Origin of the sequence: Alkalibacterium gilvum, from assembly GCF_900109085.1 — a bacterium.
GTDB lineage: Bacteria > Bacillota > Bacilli > Lactobacillales > Carnobacteriaceae_A > Alkalibacterium > Alkalibacterium gilvum.
The window spans coordinates 1-15,720 of sequence record NZ_FNYW01000040.1; the positions used below are offsets into that span (position 1 = coordinate 1).

Consider the following 15,720-nt stretch of genomic DNA (forward strand, 5'->3'; position numbering starts at 1 on the left):
TCGACTATTATTCTACAGGAGAACTCACTTGTTTTCTAATAAAACGAAAAGGACGTTAGTGAGATATTCTCACCAACGTCCTTTATTGTACAACCGATTCTTTTATCAAAAAAAGCAGAACATCTCCTAATTTTGAGATGTTCCGCTTTGCAGTCTTTATTAAAAAAGAAAAATTAGTAAAGTTCGTATATTTTATCAAACAAGTCTTTTTGATTTTCTATTTGTGTTTTGTTGCCAATGACAACAACGGAACCATCATCAATGACTGCCTTGAAGCCTTTGTGTAATGCTTGCAACTTAGCAGCGTCCGTATTTAAGATTTCTTTTTTCAACTCAACAATATCGTCTTTGGTAATCTTATGTTGTAGTCGGTTAAAGGCAGTCAGTCCTTTACTGTGCGCTGATTTTGGTTGTTCCAAAGGACTCAATGTCCCAATAATATATTTCAGCAGTTCTTCTTCAGACAATTCCAATGCTTTCACGTAATCAGGAATGCCTTCATATACATCCAAAGTATTTTTAATGTTTGGATCACGGTACGACCCTAAGGCGACACTGCCATTACGTGTGTGGCGGTAGAGTGACCCGTATGCCCCCCCCTTAACACGAATCGCATTCCATAAATAATCAAAGCGGAAGGCAGTCGATAGGACTTGTGTAGCTCCTGAGAAATCAAAGTGGCCACTTGCATCACTCCCGAGCCCAACATAGTTAACGTCCTGAGCTGTAATGTATGCTTCGCTTTGCTTTTCTCCAGTCTCGTACACGGCCTTGTCACCCAAGGGTTTACTTGGCAAGGAATTAAAGGCTGCTTTCAGTGCGTTTTTGACAGTCTCTTTACGTTCTGCATCACCTGTATATAGGACGTTCAAGCGGGCTTTATTCATTAATTTATCAAGTAAGTGTGTTAAATCCTTACTGATAGCTCTGTCATCAGCTTTCAGATCATCACGGACTGATTTAAGGTAGTTGAATTGATCAATCCCACCTAGGTGTTCGCTCAATTTCGCAGTCGGCTTCACTTGACTTAATGCACGATTAGCCACGATGCCATGTGAGCTGAAGTTTACTTTGTTTTCAAAGTTTGAAATCAATCGTTGCGTAATTTTCAGCAATTCTGATTTGTTATCAAAGTGAGTATGCATGGCAATTTCTTTCATCAATCCAACTAAATCATCCAGTGAAGCAGCCAAAGCCTTCCCGCTAATCTTGAAGACAGGTTTGATTTTACCTTCGCGTTCCTCGTAGATAGAGACGCCACCATAAATTCCACCTGTATGTGTATCCATTTCAGTCTGAAGAGCTGACTCATCATAGTTATCTGTAGCTAATTTACCTAGTAAATGACTAAAGTAACCTAAGCATTCATACTCGCTTTGATTGAAATCTGAGATATCAAAATACAAGTCGATATAATCTATACCTGATGTGAATTGTTCAGCATAATAGAAAGTTGTTTCTTCATTGAATGCTTCTTCTTCAAGTGGGTATTCTTGCTCATCAGTGGTTAAGTCCTCACGTTTCAGTGTTGGGATTTTTGCCAAATCTTCTGATCGATCCGGTGTTTCCTGACGTTCGATTAACGCACGCGTTTCTTTTATAATCCTTTGACGTTCATCATCCGATATCTTCTCTTTATACTCTTGCAATTTTTTAAGTGTTTTAGCTTCTTGCTTGTCACTCTTACCTGGTTCAGCTTTCAAAATAATTTGTGTAAATAAATCATTATCAATCAGCTTACGCTGAATAAGCTCTTCAAAATAACCTTCGTCTGCTTTTATGGACAATTCATTTAAGTAATGATTGAACTGAAGATTAATGAATGGATCCTTATCATACAACCAGGTATTCAGACTCTGAATAGCATAGATAACCCCACGTGGATTGTCTTCAGATATGGCTGCTTCACGTGTTTGGAAAGTGATTTTATTCAAAGCCGCTTGAATACGTTCTTTATCAATCCCTTTATCAACTAAGTCTGTCAGTGTTTCTTGAACAACGTCTTTGAATGTGGCCATTTTATCAGCTTCAGAATACTTCGCCATAATCATAAAGGCTGTTGGATAGCCTATTTCAGAAACATCACTGTTTATATCTCCACCAATTTCAGCATCCAACAAGGCTTTTTTAAGTGGGGATTGATTGTTTCCAAAAAGAATTTCATCGAGGACTTCTAAGCCAAATATATCCAACGTTTCATCAGGTAAAGCACCGTGCCAGGCAAGCGCCAGGTAATCTTTTCCAGCCGGGTTATCTCCTGCTGTAATGGAGTAGGTGTCTGTATGAACCGCTTCTTTAGGTTGAGACGGTTTGATAGATAAATCAATCGCTTCATCTTGCTTACACATACCATCAAAGTATTCTTCCAACTTACTAAATAAGTCTGTCCTATTCAAATCACCATAGACAATCGTTAAAGAGTTGCTTGGGTGATAGTGCATCTGGTGGTAAGCAATAAATTCTTCATGTGTGAGTGTTGGGATTTCTTTAGGGTCCCCACCCGAATTTTTACTATAGACGGTATTAGGATACAACTGACTTGAGATGTGATCATAGATTTGCCCTTCAGGTGAAGCGGCAGCACCCTTCATCTCATTGTACACAACACCTTTATAAATTAACTCATCTTCTTCATTTTCTAAATGATAGTGCCAGCCTTCTTGGGCTAGGATTTGTTTGTCATGATATAGCTTGGGCTGGAAAACAGCGTCGAGATAAACATCCACCAGATGTCCAAAGTCTTTTTCGTTCGTGGATGCGACAGGATAAATGGTTTTATCTGAAAAAGTCATTGCATTAACAAACGTATTAAGTGACCCTTTAATTAATTCCACAAAGGGCTCTTTTGAAGGGTATTTCTTGGAACCGTTTAATACTGAATGCTCAAGTATATGAGTAATCCCATTGTCGTTATACGGCGGTGTTTTAAAGCCAATCGTGAACGATTTGTTTGTGTCATTATTGGCCAAGTGTAAAACCTGAGCCCCTGTTTCTTCGTGTTCGTACAAATGTCCATGTGAATGAATATCAGGAAGTTCCTGTGTTTCTATTTTCTTAAAGACCATAAAAATCTCCTTTGTCTAATCAATATTTTCAATTGCATACTTCTTTAGTATACACCAATAGATCCTACCTTGACTAGCAGAAGAAACTAATGTTTTTTGCCATCCCTTTTTAAAGATTAATAAATGGGAAAAAGCCAGGCCGCAGCCTAGCTTTACTCATCTATTCATCTAAGTCTATTCAGCCAAACCCTTTAATTTAGCGACCGCTTTTTTTATATCTTTACTCTTTGTGATTGCGGAAATCACTGCGATGCCACTGACACCCGTTTGTCTTACCAACGCTGCTCGGTCTTGTGAGATTCCTCCAATAGCTACTATGGGCTTTTTAGGATTCAAAGCAAGTGTCTTTTCTAATAATTCCAAACCTATGCTTTCCTTTGCATCTGCCTTTGATGTCGTTGTGTAAACAGGACCCATCCCCACATACGAAACGCCGTCAATGGTTTCTGCACGTTTAAATTCTTCGAAAGTATTCACCGACAAGCCGACAAACATCTCTTCCCCTGCACGTGCGAGTGTTTCTTCAATTGCCAAATCATCCTGGCCAACATGGATGCCGTCTGCGCCGATGTCTATAGCTAGAGAAACGTTATCATTCATAACAAAAGGAACATCTGCTGTGCGGCAAAGTTCAAGGCATGTCTTTGCCATTTCTTTGATTTTCTTAGGGTCTTTTAAGCTGCCTGGCCCTTTTTCTCTATACTGAAAACATGTTATCCCAGCATGGAGTGCGTCTTCTAGGATTTCTGGTAATGACCTTTCTTTAGTATTTTGTGTTCCTGCGATAAAATATAAATCAAGCATTTCCTCTATTTCTCTATTCATTGCTGACTCTCCCTATAGGCCCAGTGATTTGTTGGGCCGTGTCCATTTCCGACATGAATCGGTTGAGAAATAGCCGCTTGTATATAAGCTTTACCTATTTTAACAGCCTGTTCGACTGTTTTTCCTTTGGCTAATTCCGCTGCGATACAGGCAGAAAATGTACAGCCGGTTCCATGTGTGTCTTTGGTATCTATACGCGGTGTTTCGTACCAGCGTTCTGTTTGGTCTTCCATAAGCAGATAGTCGCGCGCACAGGTTTTGTCTAGCATGTGTCCTCCTTTTATCAGCACATTTTTACTCCCTTTTTTTCGAAGGATAGTGGCGGCTTTTTTCATATCTTCTTCAGTTTTTATTTGCATTCCAGCCAAGGCTTCTGCCTCAGGGATATTGGGCGTTACTACTGTTGCCATAGGGACCAGTTTATCCCGCATCGCTTTTAGTGCTTCTGTTTTCATTAAAAGAGCCCCTCCTTTGGCGACCATAACTGGATCAATCACTGAGGGTATATCTGGGTGAGTTGCTAGTTCATCTGCAATAAGCGTGATATAGGATTCATCAACTAACATCCCCGTTTTCAACGCTGCAATATCTAAATCCGAAAAGACCGCATCCATCTGTGCACGAACCCCTTCTAATGGAACGTTATAAATTCCATGAACGCCGAGAGTATTCTGCGCCGTAACTGCTGTAATGACTGATGTCCCAAACACATTTCTTTCCTGGAACGTTTTGACATCCGCTTGTATACCAGCGCCCCCTCCACTGTCACTTCCGGCAATTGTTAAAACTTGTCTTTTACTCATTGTCTTCCTCCTTTGAATTGTTTGCATTGTATCTTTTAACATTTTTCTTATCATGAATATTTTTTTCAGACAGATTATAAAGAGCATCCATCAGTGATACACGAAAACTTCCTGGCCCTTTGACATCTTGATTGTCTCTGGCCATTTCTGCTGCAACACCGTATGCAGTACACGCTTTTACTGTACTTTCTAATGTATCGTATTTGTCCACTGCCAAAAAAGCACCACAGATACCACTTAACATACAACCCGTCCCGGTGACTTGAGTGAGCATTGGATCGCCATTTAAAATGCCAACGGTTGTTTGCCCATCAGAAACGAAATCCTCCTTACCACTGACCGCAGCGACTGTTTGATAACGATGAGCGACACGTTCAGCAATCATTTTTCCAGAAGTCATTCCTGTTCCTGCATCAACGCCTTTACTGGACCAGTCGACACCTGCAAGATAGGCCATTTCTCCCGCATTCCCTGTAATTAACTGAACTGTTACTTCTTTTAAAAGGATGGACACAGCCTCTTGTCGGTATTGAGTAGCGCCGCCCCCTACCGGATCAAGGATTACTGGGATACCTCTTTGGTTGGCAGCTCTTCCGACTATGAGCATGGCTTCCAATATTTCTGTTGTTAAGGTCCCTATGTTCAATACAATAGCTTCAGCAAAGCCAGTAACTTCTTCCATTTCTTCCGGTGCTATCGCCATCATTGGGGAGGCGCCAATCGCTAACAGACTATTGGCGACATCATTCGCGACCACTTGGTTAGTGATAGAATGTACCAGAGGATTTGCTTGTCTTATTTTATTTAGCAGAGTGTCATTAGTCATTTTCCTTCTTCTCCTAACTGTTTGAAAAGATTTTTATCTTTAGCTTGTTTCACTATGATTATTCCAATAAGTGTACCCGTTAACGAACTCAGGAAAAAGGCAGGTAAAAAGCCGAATAATGTAGCTTCCTGTGATAAAATAAGCCGTGCAATCGGATAACTTAACAGTGCCCCAAGCATCCCCGTCCCAACAACCTCTCCCACACCAAGTTGCCAAAATTTCTTGTAGTGTCTAAATAGTAGACCCGAAAGGAATGCCCCTATCATACTGCCGGGGAAAGCTAAAAGCGAGCCGGTTCCAGTTATATTTCTCAAAAAAGAAACACCGAATGCCTGAGCTAGGCTGTACCAAGGACCGAGCAAAGCGCTCGTAATAATATTCATCACGTGTTGCATGGGGGCGATTCTTACGAAACCCAACGGAACGATAATTAAACTATTACAGATATAGCCTATGGCAATCAACATCGCTGTTTGAATCATCTTCCTTACCTTCATAAATGCTTCCTTTCTTGCTTTATTTAAAGATGAATAAAAAACACCACTTGTCTGTCTCAGGGACAAAAAAGTGGTGTAACGTGTTAATTTAATAATATGCAATTTGAAAAGAATATATATTCTTTCACTTGCTTTTCAATCCACTTTTCCTCCGCTGGCATTAACCAGATCAGGTCAAAGGGTCAGACTAAAGTCACTCTCAGCACGTCGCATAAACAGACATGCCCCCCTAATGGTTTTTCTATTCAATTTGATTTAATAATAACACATGTCTACCTTATTCCCAATCCTTTTGAGAGCTATTATGAAAAACTAGGCTATTGCCTAGTTTAATCCTTTCAAAATGTCGTACTCAGCGGTGTGTTGCGCTTGAGTGTGCACTTTTAGAAGAATCACTTTCTAAACGTCACACCATTCGCTTTCAACTCTTTGATCGTCACTGGGCCGATCCCATCAAGTTTAAGGAGTTCTTTTTCAGTCCTTTCAGCAAAGTCTTCAAACGTACGCAAACCGGCACGATACAATATCCGCATACGATTGATACTCATACCACGGAGAGGATTGCTTGATTCATCACGCATAGAATAATAAAAATCATCTATTTGTACTTGTGCTTCTGGATCGATAACGCCGGAAAAAGGCTGATGGAGATTTTTAAAACGATGATTTACAGGAAACATATCAAGTGTCTCTTTTTTCAGCCAGTCAAAAAGGTACTGATTTTCTATAATGATAAATAGAATATCTCTTAAAGCAATAAGTATACTCTGATAGGAATATGGTTTATAAGAATCTGCTAAAGTCATCTCGTCATCATATAACTCTTCTATTGGCCACATATCTTGCAGGAACAACAATTTGATTTCTGAATTAACATCGCCCAATTTTTGCAAGAGCGTCCGGGCTAATCCTTTACGATCAGTTAAAATAGCAAGTATAATGATAGGAACCAGCATCTGATCATCTTCGTCTGCTCCTTCAGACTTTTGAAAAAAGCGCCAGGCACTCTTCCAGTCAAATTTACGGACATAGAGACTCATGATTTTGTAACGTGTCCCCAGTGAGTCTGTCTCATCTATTTTATAAATTTCGAGCAGATGTTCCAAGGCGTGATCGACCATACCCATTTCCATATATATAAAGGCTACTTTGGCTTTTAGTCTAAAATAAGGACGCTCTTCAACATTAAGGTAGCCCATTTGATCTGTGTTATTCTGCCAGTGTTTACGTGCTCTTTTTTCTAAAAAAGCATGTTGTTCTATTAGCGCTGTATAGTCTTGATCTGCTTTAAGGTCAATCAACATACTCTGGGCATCCCAATTTTCAGGCCAAATAGTAATAGCCTCTTCAATAAGCTTTTTACGCTTTTTTTGCGCATGGGTATATTCAGCTTCCTCTAATTTTCTCATTGACCGTGTTTCTTTCGTTTCTGATTGAGAAAAATCATTCTTTTCTTTTATTTCCTTATTATACTTTTTGGTGAAGTAATCGACAGCCTCCATTGGCGAATCGAATTCATCTCCATGTTCATTTATAAACTGCTGGACCATTCTTTGAAACATTTCCATATCGTTGGACATTAGTGACAGCTCCTTATTTTTTGGTAGATTTTTTTTTACTTAAAAAATAGATAAGTGTAATTAAGCAGATAATATAATAATAGAATGAAAAGTAAATACTAGGTTGATATCCCATCACAAAAAACAATATTGCAAAAATGCCAATGATTATTAGTGACGGTATCTGATCTATAAATTTTTTCACTCCCGAGTCTATGTCATTTTGTATATCTCTTTCGACTCCACTAGCATAGCTCTTGACAGGGTTGTTATGGAAAATGAAAATAATTTTATCTGCGCCCAAGGTAAATAAATTATATATCAGTATATACGTTAAAAATTCAGAGTCGAAATAATTAGAGTTTACTGCACTACTTAGAATCATAACTATACCAAATAAACTGCTTGAAAATATAATAACAAATAAATTTTTACTTATAATATAATCCAAGACATTATTTTTATTCAATCGTTTATTATCATTCTTTAGAAACGCTTCATCTACCATGATAAAAAAATACAATGTGCTTGTAAATACCATAGCTGCAGTAAAAAATATAAACGGCCAATTTGGCATCATAATATAAGCAAATATAAATAGCATAATTAATCCTACAAGTAGGCCGATCAAATCTATCTTATTTTCTTTAGAAAAAAACAATTTCATAGTTTCAAGAAAGAACATATTTCTTTTCTTCAATAAATATATTTAGATCTTTTTACAAATGGGTTAAATCACACCAGCATCAAAAAAAGCAATGCATAGCATGTAAAGGTTATCAATACACTTAACATTGTACCAATAACAAAGTACTCTGAAAAGTAAGGATCCTCGGTGATCAGTTTGTAGCGTGCAAAAGCTTTGATCGACAAAATCGCGACGACAGATAAGAGACTGCCAAAGAAAAACGACAGTAGAATAAGCAGGCGTTCAAGATCACCGATCATCGCTCCGGCGCCTTTGAAGCCAGAATCTTGTTCACTTTGAACTGAGAGAGCTGTGTTCTTTTTCGGATCGTACTTAGCACTGACTGCCCGAATAACTAAATTAGTCGGTTTCATCAATAACAATAAAACGAACGTAATGGCAATAAGTAAGCGGTAAGGGGGCTGACTAAAAACTAAATCAGCTGGAAGTGCTGACTGATTAAGCACACCTAATCCTTTCGTTATGATTTGTAGAAAAGTCAAAACAACAGCACTCAATACCACGTACGCGCTTGCCTGTTTAAAAAAAGCACGCAAAGATAGACTCTGATTTTCATCTCGCTTATTTAAAATAGAAAGGCTGAAAACGAAAATACCAAGAAAAACGAGGCTGATAGCGGTAAGAATGAATAGGTTGGGACTAATCATCACCAGTTCATTTAAGATAAATAACCACAACAAATAAATCACTTGATGAAGGACGAAGTGGGTGATCGAGCGATTTTTCATATATACAGAATGCAATGCATGCTCACTGTTTAGGTTGCTGGAAAAAAAGGACGTCAGTGGATGCTTTATCTTGTTCTCATAAAGGACATATCCCATTAGTAACCCTGAAGCGATCAAAAGTAATTTAGAAGAAAAACCAATATCGAAACCATTTAAACTGATAAGGATAAAGCTTGAGAAAAGCGTTCCCCATAAAAAATGAAGAGATTGAGAAACAGCGTCTTCTTTTTCTGACGCGTCATTACCAATCGGTTGAAAATAAAAATAACTGATAACATGTATGATCAACGTTTCAATGATCATTCTAATATTCTCCCCTTCTCTATTTTATCAGCCAGCAAGCGACGCGACTGAATGTACTGTTTGATTTGAGTCGAGATGATACGTTTACTGACCGTTTGAGCACTCAGCGACTTTCCAAGTCCTTTTTCCAAAGTATCAGTGACCATCTGATTACCTATATCATTGTATCCATCCGTTAAAAGGACATAATGAACCGTTTCTTTCTGCGTTTGCGTCCATTGATTCCGGATAACATTCTGTAGTCTGATGATACTATCATAAAAGAGATCATCATCATGTTTTGTCACTATTTTTTCATTTAAGAGTCCATAATCATCATTTTCATGAACTGACTCAATGGCTTCTCTTGCATGCCAATATGCCGGACCATCTGTTCCAATACTCACTTCTTTATTTTCAATGGGTGTGATCAATTCGCCTAAACCCATCCCCCATCGTAATGATATGTCGTCATCCAGCTGTTCTTTTGTCATGATTTGCAATTCTAACGTAATCCGGTCAATCAGTAAAAAGGCTGTTTTCACATCACGAACAATACCTTGAAACTCATCTCCTAAAGTAATAGTCAGATTTGATTCTAGTTGATCTGAATAATCATCGTTCATCTTAGTTAATATAGTTGAAAGAATTTTTTGAGTTTGTGCGCGTTCTTTTAATTTTTTTGAAGCAATGATGTCAGCAATCAGGGCTATTTTTACGTTATTTTTCATTTTAAAACGTCCTTTCGTGTTGCTACTACGATAAACTAAATAAGGTTGATTTTCAAGTTTCAACTATTTATCGTTTACGCTTTTGAAATATTTTTACTATAAATAATCAACCTTATATAAGAGAGTGAATAAAATCAACGAAATAAATATGAAAAAAAGAAGCTAGGACAAATGTCCCAACTCCTTTGACATTTACGCTATTCTTTTTAGACGGACTCTACTAAACTGCCCTAGACTTCAATTCACGAATAATGCTTTGATATCAAACGACTAACTTGCACATCTTGGCAAGTATCAGCGGGCTAGACACTTTATATTATAGTGACCTCAAAAAGTTAGATTTTTTAGGTCTAACTTTCGGGGTCGGCTCAATATCCTACGCTTTTTTTTAGTCACTTTTCATAAGGAACGGTTTCAAGCGTAATCGTGGAGGCATTTTGTGTTAGTTTGGCTACAGGACAGCGCTTGTCAGCAGACTGAACAAGGGCGTCGGCACGGTCCAATTCAAGCCCTTCAATCGATGCAAGGATATGCACTTGGAAAAAAAAGCCTACGCCACTCTCTTCGCGTCTCAACTGGATCTTGGCTGTTACTCTACTGTGATTCGTCAAACCACGCGCCTTTAATAAAGATTTGATCGTCGCATTTAAACACGTTGTTAGGGCTAGGCCGAATAATTCCTCAGGGTTAGTCCCAGGTTTATCGGCTGTCGGACTCGATATACTTACCGAAAGTTTCTCTTCACCTTCGACATAGGCTACCCCGTCAACCCCATCTTCATTATGGACGGTTGCTTCAAACAAATAATCTTCCATATCTGTCACCTTCGTTTTTTAGCTTTTAGCTTGAGATAAGTCGACGCCTTCAATTTTTTCAAGTTCTGGTAATACAGCTCTTAAGATACGTCCACCATAAACAAAAACATCCATCATTGGGCTGGCATCTTCGCCTGTAATACCTAAATGACGCATAATAATTTCACCATCACCTGATACAACAAAACGGTAGTATCCTGAACGCATTGCATTAATATCGTTAAGATCTGAAGTGATTTGAGGCATCTTATTACGATCTGTGACTTGTCCAATTTTGTTGTAAGTTACCTGATAATTTACACGAGGTTGATCTGAATCATGAACAATAACGCCACAAGCAACGGCTTTGTCATCATTAATTCTTAAGGCAGTTTGAAATACAATTTGTTTTTGCGTTATATCTTCGCCATCTTTTCTGCGGATTGGTGTTTCGATTTCTTTTGTTTTGAATTCGATCTTTCTATCTTGTGCTAAGTATTTGAAATTATCTGTAATTTTGCTCATTCTCTAATTCCTCCAGTAATTGTAATGTTTTTTCTTTGTTCCACACAAGAACAATTATAACATGAAACGCTTACTAAATATAGGTTTATTAAAAATCTTCTGGAACCCCCTTTGATTGCTTCTTATGTTAGAAATCTGTAAATACTGATTTTGATACTTTTTTGAAGTAATACTTTGTTAAACTTGAATCACTATCACTTTTGAGACTACTTTTGTAATTTTCACGCTCTAAAGTTATTCCAATGTTGCTTTTGAAACCACTTCTACGGAATTTATCATCTAAAGTTGTTCCAATATCGCTTTTGGAACTACTTTTCAAAGATTTCTTAGAAAAAGTGGTTCCAATATCGCTTTTAGAACTACTTTTCAAAGATTTCTTAAAAAAAGTGGTTCCAATACTGTCTTTATAACCACTTCTACGGAATTTATCATCTAAAATAGTTCCAATACTGTTTTTATAACTACTTTTACAAAATTTTTCATCTGAAGTGGTTCCAATATCGCTTTTGGAACTACTTTTCAAAGATTTCTTAAAAGAAGTTGCTGCAAAATTGCTTTTAATTTTTTTATAATAGATTTTTCTTATGAAGCATATGCAGTACACGCTCAGTAGAAGATGGTAGTTACTACTCTTAAGAAAATAAAAAAACACCAGATTCAGAATAAGAATCTGGTGCTTAAATAGTATACTATTTAGTTTTACGTACGCGTTCTGGAATACGAGCAGCTTTACCACGTAGGTTACGTAGGTAGTACAACTTCGCACGACGTACACGTCCTTGACGAGTTACATCAATTTTTGCAACACGTGGGGAATGTACTGGGAAAGTACGTTCAACGCCGACACCGCCAGACATTTTGCGGACAGTATACATTTCGCTGATTCCTTTACCACGACGGCTGATTACGACACCTTCAAAAAGCTGAATACGTTCGCGTTCACCCTCAACAATACGTGCATGTACAGTTACGTTGTCACCTGGACGGAAGTCTGGTAAGTCAGTACGTAATTGTTCTTTTGTGATATCTTCGATCAATTGGTTCATCTTTACATCTCCTCTCGCGCAACACTCAATAAGAGCACGTCCCAGCGGAATATTGCGAAAATAAGAGTGGTTGCCCACTCAATTATTAACTCTACCATAATGTGATTATAGTGTAAAGGTCTTTTACTTACTTTATCTAAAAAATAAGTAAAACCCTATCTGAATGACTCAATCTTTTAATTCTTCTGCGTCTCTTTTCCACTTAGCTATAAGCGCCTGATCTGTTTCTGTCAAGTTATAGTTCTCTAGCATATCAGGACGACGCAAAAAGGTACGCTTCAAAGACTGTTCATGACGCCATGTTTCAATCAGTCCATGATTACCATTCATTAAAACATCAGGAACTTTCATTCCCTTATATTCTGCTGGACGCGTATAATGCGGGTGTTCAAGAAGTCCGCTGGAATGTGAATCTGTCTGAGCAGAAACGGCATTACCTAAAACGTCAGGCAATAAACGAACCGTAGCATCTACCATAACCATCGCTGCTAATTCACCGCCAGTTAAAACATAATCTCCTAAAGAGACTTCATCTGTGACTAGGGAACGAATGCGCTCATCATAACCTTCATAGTGCCCACACAGAAAAATAAGATGCTCTTCTTCACTAAAGTCCTCAGCCATGGCCTGGTCAAAGGGCTTTCCAGCGGGATCCATGAGAATAACGCGTTTATTTGTTTTAGGCGATTGTTCGTTGATTGTATCCATTGCATCAAAAAGAGGTTCCGGTTTTAAAAGCATTCCCGCTCCCCCGCCGTATGGCGTATCATCAACTTGCTGGTGTTTCCCCTTGCCAAACTGCCTGAAATTCACTGTGTTGACATCAACGATATCCTTTTCAATGGCCCGTTTGACAATAGAATGCCCAAGAGGACCATCAAACATTTCCGGAAAAAGTGTTACGATATCTATCTTCATTCATCTAACCCTTCCATTACATGTACGTGGACAACTTTATCATTTAAATCTACGCTCAGAATAACAGATTCAATATATGGAAGTAGGAGATCCTTTTTGTTTGGTCTTTCTACAATCCAGACATCATTGGCTCCTGGCGTTAAGATGTCTTTAACTTTACCTATATCCTTGCCAGTATCCTCATCAATCACACGACTGCCAATAACTTCATGAATATAAAACTCGTTTTCTGGTAGATCTAGAAGCATGTCTTCACTTATGCGTAATGTTCCCCCGACAAAAGACTCCACATCATTCACATTCCCGTAGCCTTCAAACGAGAGTAGGTCAAATGTTTTATGGGTACGATGGGTACGAACAGTCAGCTGTTCTTCTTGTCCGTTTTCTCCAAACCAAATCAAGGGGGCGCCTTCAACATAGCGCTCCTCTGGATGGGTCGTTGTAGATAGTACACGAACTTCTCCTTTTATCCCATGTGTATTGACGATTTTTCCAACATCATAATATTCCATATTTTTCCTCCTTTAACTTACTGATTAATAAAAAAAGGATGAACTCAAAGAGCCATCCTCGTTTCTCTGTTCAATTGATTAATCAACGATCGTCAGGCGGACACGTTTAGGCCCATCAAATTGGATACTGTAAACAATCGAACGAATTGCTTTAGCAATTCGACCACGTTTACCGATCACACGACCGACATCATCCGAATGAACAGATAACAAATATTCGTGAAAGTCATCTGTGTCTTTTAAATCAAGTTTAACGTCTTCAGGATGACTTACCAAGGGTTCGACAATGGTTCTGATTAAATCTCTCATCTCTGTATCAGTCATAATACCATCCTTTGTTTAAATGCTTTTATACAGAATGAAGAAAAGAAATGGAACAATCATTATTATGGATGTCCAACCCTTTTCTTCACACATACATCATTTAATTTGAACGATTATTTGCTGTTTTTCTCGTCGTGGAATCGTTTGATGATTCCTTCTTTAGATAATAAAGTTTTAACTGTGTCAGATGGTTTTGCGCCATCTTTCAACCATTTCATAACGAGTTCTTCGTCAAGTTTGACTTCTGCTGGTTTTGAAATTGGGTTGTATGTTCCAACTTGTTCAATAATACGACCATCACGTGGAGCACGAGAGTCAGCGACTACCAAACGGTAAAACGGGTTTCTTTTTGAACCCATGCGTTTCATACGGATTTTTACTGCCATTATACTTGCACCTCCTGCTAATTTAAATAATAAGGCGTTCTTTTAAATTTTAAAGACCCTTTTTTCTTGAGTTTAATTCTCTTTCAAACTCACGATAGTAATCTTATCATGGAATGAAATGCTCGTCAAGTGTTTTTTCTTTACAGAGCGAAATATATTTTGATCCAGAACTTTTCATTCACATTACGTTAAGAGTCTCTATCCTCTTTTTCTGAGTCCTTTTCTTTATTATCTGTGGGGTTGACCTTTTCTATCAAAATACCCAAGGCGATACCAAACGGCATAATGACAACTATTCGCCAGGGAAGTGAGAGATCACCAATGGGGGGGTGCTGAAGTATAGTGACTATAATAAGAAAATTTAGGGCTATATTGAATCCGCCTTTCAAGGCATTTCTATTTGACATAAAGTATAGTCTCCTTTTTAAAAGCATTTAATCAACTATACCAAAGATCTGACCTCTTATATAGAAGATATAAGATGCGTATTTAAATTTATATTGATTTGTATTATACTGAACATGCAAATGACTGAAGGAGGTTTTACACAGATGCATCACATGAACGGCGTATTTGGAAGCGGAATGGGCACTATGATGTCTGGTGGATTCTTTTGGATTGTACTTGCCATTGTGTTTTTATACTTATTAGTTAAAAAAAGCGCCAGAAATACTGGACACAATCGTCAAGCGGTAGAAAAATCCGCTATTGATATTTTAAATAAAGAGTACGCAAAAGGAAATATCTCAGAAAGAGAATATGCGAGAAAAAAGAATAATTTAATGCATTAATTCATTTAAAAGACTGGAATAAGAAGCCCCCCCTTCTCTTTCCAGTCTTTTTCTACGCAAAAAAAGTGCCCGCGTGTTATAGTCATATTAAATAAGCATTATGGTGGTAAGTCAAGAACAAAGATTAAGAGATTTCAGTAATATTCGATAAAAAAAGCCGCACTCAACTAAACCGTCACGTATCCGAAAATACGTTCGGTTTAACTTCCGGATATCCGCCCTTAAGAAAACACTTTTCTTAAGACTCTATCGCCTCCGATCTGGCGATATAGAGTTGGTGATTGCTTAGGAGTGCAAACACCAGACGCACAAATTTTCGTGCTGTTAAGACGAGGGCTCGCTTGTGCTGGGCTTTTGGTACTTCATTGTACTTTTTATCGTAGTAGTCTTTATACTCAG

At 38.1% G+C, this 15,720-nt stretch carries 18 protein-coding genes, 1 pseudogene and 1 riboswitch; of the genes and pseudogenes, 1 reads left to right on the forward strand and 18 read right to left on the reverse strand.

Translation table 11 applies throughout. The annotated features are described in order from the left end of the window. Positions 1-173 precede the first annotated feature (173 nt). The 17 genes from BMX83_RS08930 to BMX83_RS09015 form a co-directional block, all read right to left on the reverse strand. The gene (locus tag BMX83_RS08930) at positions 174-3,065 is read right to left on the reverse strand and encodes an insulinase family protein (protein WP_091636166.1); all 2,892 of its coding nucleotides are present in this window, start codon (positions 3,063-3,065) and stop codon (positions 174-176) included. Between the two features lie 174 nt (positions 3,066-3,239). Further along, entirely contained in the window at positions 3,240-3,890 is a 651-nt protein-coding gene (gene thiE / locus BMX83_RS08935; RefSeq protein ID WP_218141941.1) for a thiamine phosphate synthase, read from the reverse strand. Further along, positions 3,887-4,693: a bifunctional hydroxymethylpyrimidine kinase/phosphomethylpyrimidine kinase gene (thiD, locus tag BMX83_RS08940; RefSeq protein WP_091636169.1), complete on the reverse strand. Its 807-nt coding sequence runs from the start codon at positions 4,691-4,693 to the stop codon at positions 3,887-3,889. The genes thiE and thiD overlap by 4 nt, the downstream gene beginning before the upstream one ends. Then, the gene (gene thiM / locus BMX83_RS08945; protein WP_091636172.1) at positions 4,686-5,519 is read right to left on the reverse strand and encodes a hydroxyethylthiazole kinase; all 834 of its coding nucleotides are present in this window, start codon (positions 5,517-5,519) and stop codon (positions 4,686-4,688) included. Before thiM ends, thiD begins: the two co-directional genes overlap by 8 nt. Beyond that, complete coding sequence (gene thiW / locus BMX83_RS08950; RefSeq protein ID WP_091636175.1) at positions 5,516-6,016, reverse strand: energy coupling factor transporter S component ThiW; 501 nt, start codon at positions 6,014-6,016, stop codon at positions 5,516-5,518. The genes thiM and thiW overlap by 4 nt, the downstream gene beginning before the upstream one ends. A 128-nt stretch (positions 6,017-6,144) precedes the next feature. Beyond that, a riboswitch (TPP riboswitch) is annotated at positions 6,145-6,257 on the reverse strand. A 151-nt stretch (positions 6,258-6,408) separates the two neighbouring features. Continuing rightward, positions 6,409-7,596 carry a helix-hairpin-helix domain-containing protein gene (locus BMX83_RS08955; RefSeq protein WP_091636177.1) on the reverse strand — a complete coding sequence of 396 codons (1,188 nt, stop codon included), beginning with the start codon at positions 7,594-7,596 and terminating at the stop codon, positions 6,409-6,411. Between the two features lie 714 nt (positions 7,597-8,310). Then, positions 8,311-9,315, reverse strand: coding sequence for a hypothetical protein (locus tag BMX83_RS08965; protein WP_091636183.1), 1,005 nt, complete (start codon positions 9,313-9,315; stop codon positions 8,311-8,313). Further along, the gene (locus tag BMX83_RS08970; protein WP_091636186.1) at positions 9,312-10,025 is read right to left on the reverse strand and encodes a SatD family protein; all 714 of its coding nucleotides are present in this window, start codon (positions 10,023-10,025) and stop codon (positions 9,312-9,314) included. The genes BMX83_RS08965 and BMX83_RS08970 overlap by 4 nt, the downstream gene beginning before the upstream one ends. 392 nt (positions 10,026-10,417) lie before the next feature. Beyond that, positions 10,418-10,840, reverse strand: a complete 423-nt coding sequence (locus tag BMX83_RS08975) for an OsmC family protein (protein WP_091636189.1) — start codon at positions 10,838-10,840, stop codon at positions 10,418-10,420. 18 nt (positions 10,841-10,858) lie between these two features. Further along, positions 10,859-11,344 carry a hypothetical protein gene (locus BMX83_RS08980; protein WP_091636192.1) on the reverse strand — a complete coding sequence of 162 codons (486 nt, stop codon included), beginning with the start codon at positions 11,342-11,344 and terminating at the stop codon, positions 10,859-10,861. Positions 11,345-11,471: 127 nt separating this feature from the next. Beyond that, positions 11,472-11,867: a hypothetical protein gene (locus BMX83_RS08985; RefSeq protein WP_143059520.1), complete on the reverse strand. Its 396-nt coding sequence runs from the start codon at positions 11,865-11,867 to the stop codon at positions 11,472-11,474. 166 nt (positions 11,868-12,033) lie between these two features. Next, on the reverse strand, positions 12,034-12,390 hold the full coding sequence (gene rplS / locus BMX83_RS08990; protein WP_091636198.1) for a 50S ribosomal protein L19: 357 nt from the start codon (positions 12,388-12,390) through the stop codon (positions 12,034-12,036). A gap of 168 nt (positions 12,391-12,558) precedes the next feature. Then, entirely contained in the window at positions 12,559-13,308 is a 750-nt protein-coding gene (gene trmD / locus BMX83_RS08995) for a tRNA (guanosine(37)-N1)-methyltransferase TrmD (RefSeq protein ID WP_091636201.1), read from the reverse strand. Continuing rightward, on the reverse strand, positions 13,305-13,820 hold the full coding sequence (gene rimM, locus BMX83_RS09000) for a ribosome maturation factor RimM (RefSeq protein WP_091636203.1): 516 nt from the start codon (positions 13,818-13,820) through the stop codon (positions 13,305-13,307). Before rimM ends, trmD begins: the two co-directional genes overlap by 4 nt. 78 nt (positions 13,821-13,898) lie before the next feature. After that, a complete protein-coding gene (locus BMX83_RS09005; RefSeq protein WP_091636206.1) occupies positions 13,899-14,144 on the reverse strand; it encodes a KH domain-containing protein in 246 nt (81 codons plus the stop codon). 113 nt (positions 14,145-14,257) lie between these two features. Then, positions 14,258-14,530 carry a 30S ribosomal protein S16 gene (rpsP, locus tag BMX83_RS09010; RefSeq protein WP_091636209.1) on the reverse strand — a complete coding sequence of 91 codons (273 nt, stop codon included), beginning with the start codon at positions 14,528-14,530 and terminating at the stop codon, positions 14,258-14,260. 188 nt (positions 14,531-14,718) lie between these two features. Beyond that, positions 14,719-14,937: a hypothetical protein gene (locus BMX83_RS09015; protein WP_091636212.1), complete on the reverse strand. Its 219-nt coding sequence runs from the start codon at positions 14,935-14,937 to the stop codon at positions 14,719-14,721. Between the two features lie 144 nt (positions 14,938-15,081). Between BMX83_RS09015 and BMX83_RS09020 the strand changes: the two genes are divergently transcribed. After that, positions 15,082-15,321: an SHOCT domain-containing protein gene (locus BMX83_RS09020; protein ID WP_091636215.1), complete on the forward strand. Its 240-nt coding sequence runs from the start codon at positions 15,082-15,084 to the stop codon at positions 15,319-15,321. A 238-nt stretch (positions 15,322-15,559) separates the two neighbouring features. Here the strand turns inward: BMX83_RS09020 and BMX83_RS10800 are convergent. After that, positions 15,560-15,720 (reverse strand): annotated as a pseudogene (locus tag BMX83_RS10800) (IS110 family transposase); the annotation flags it as partial.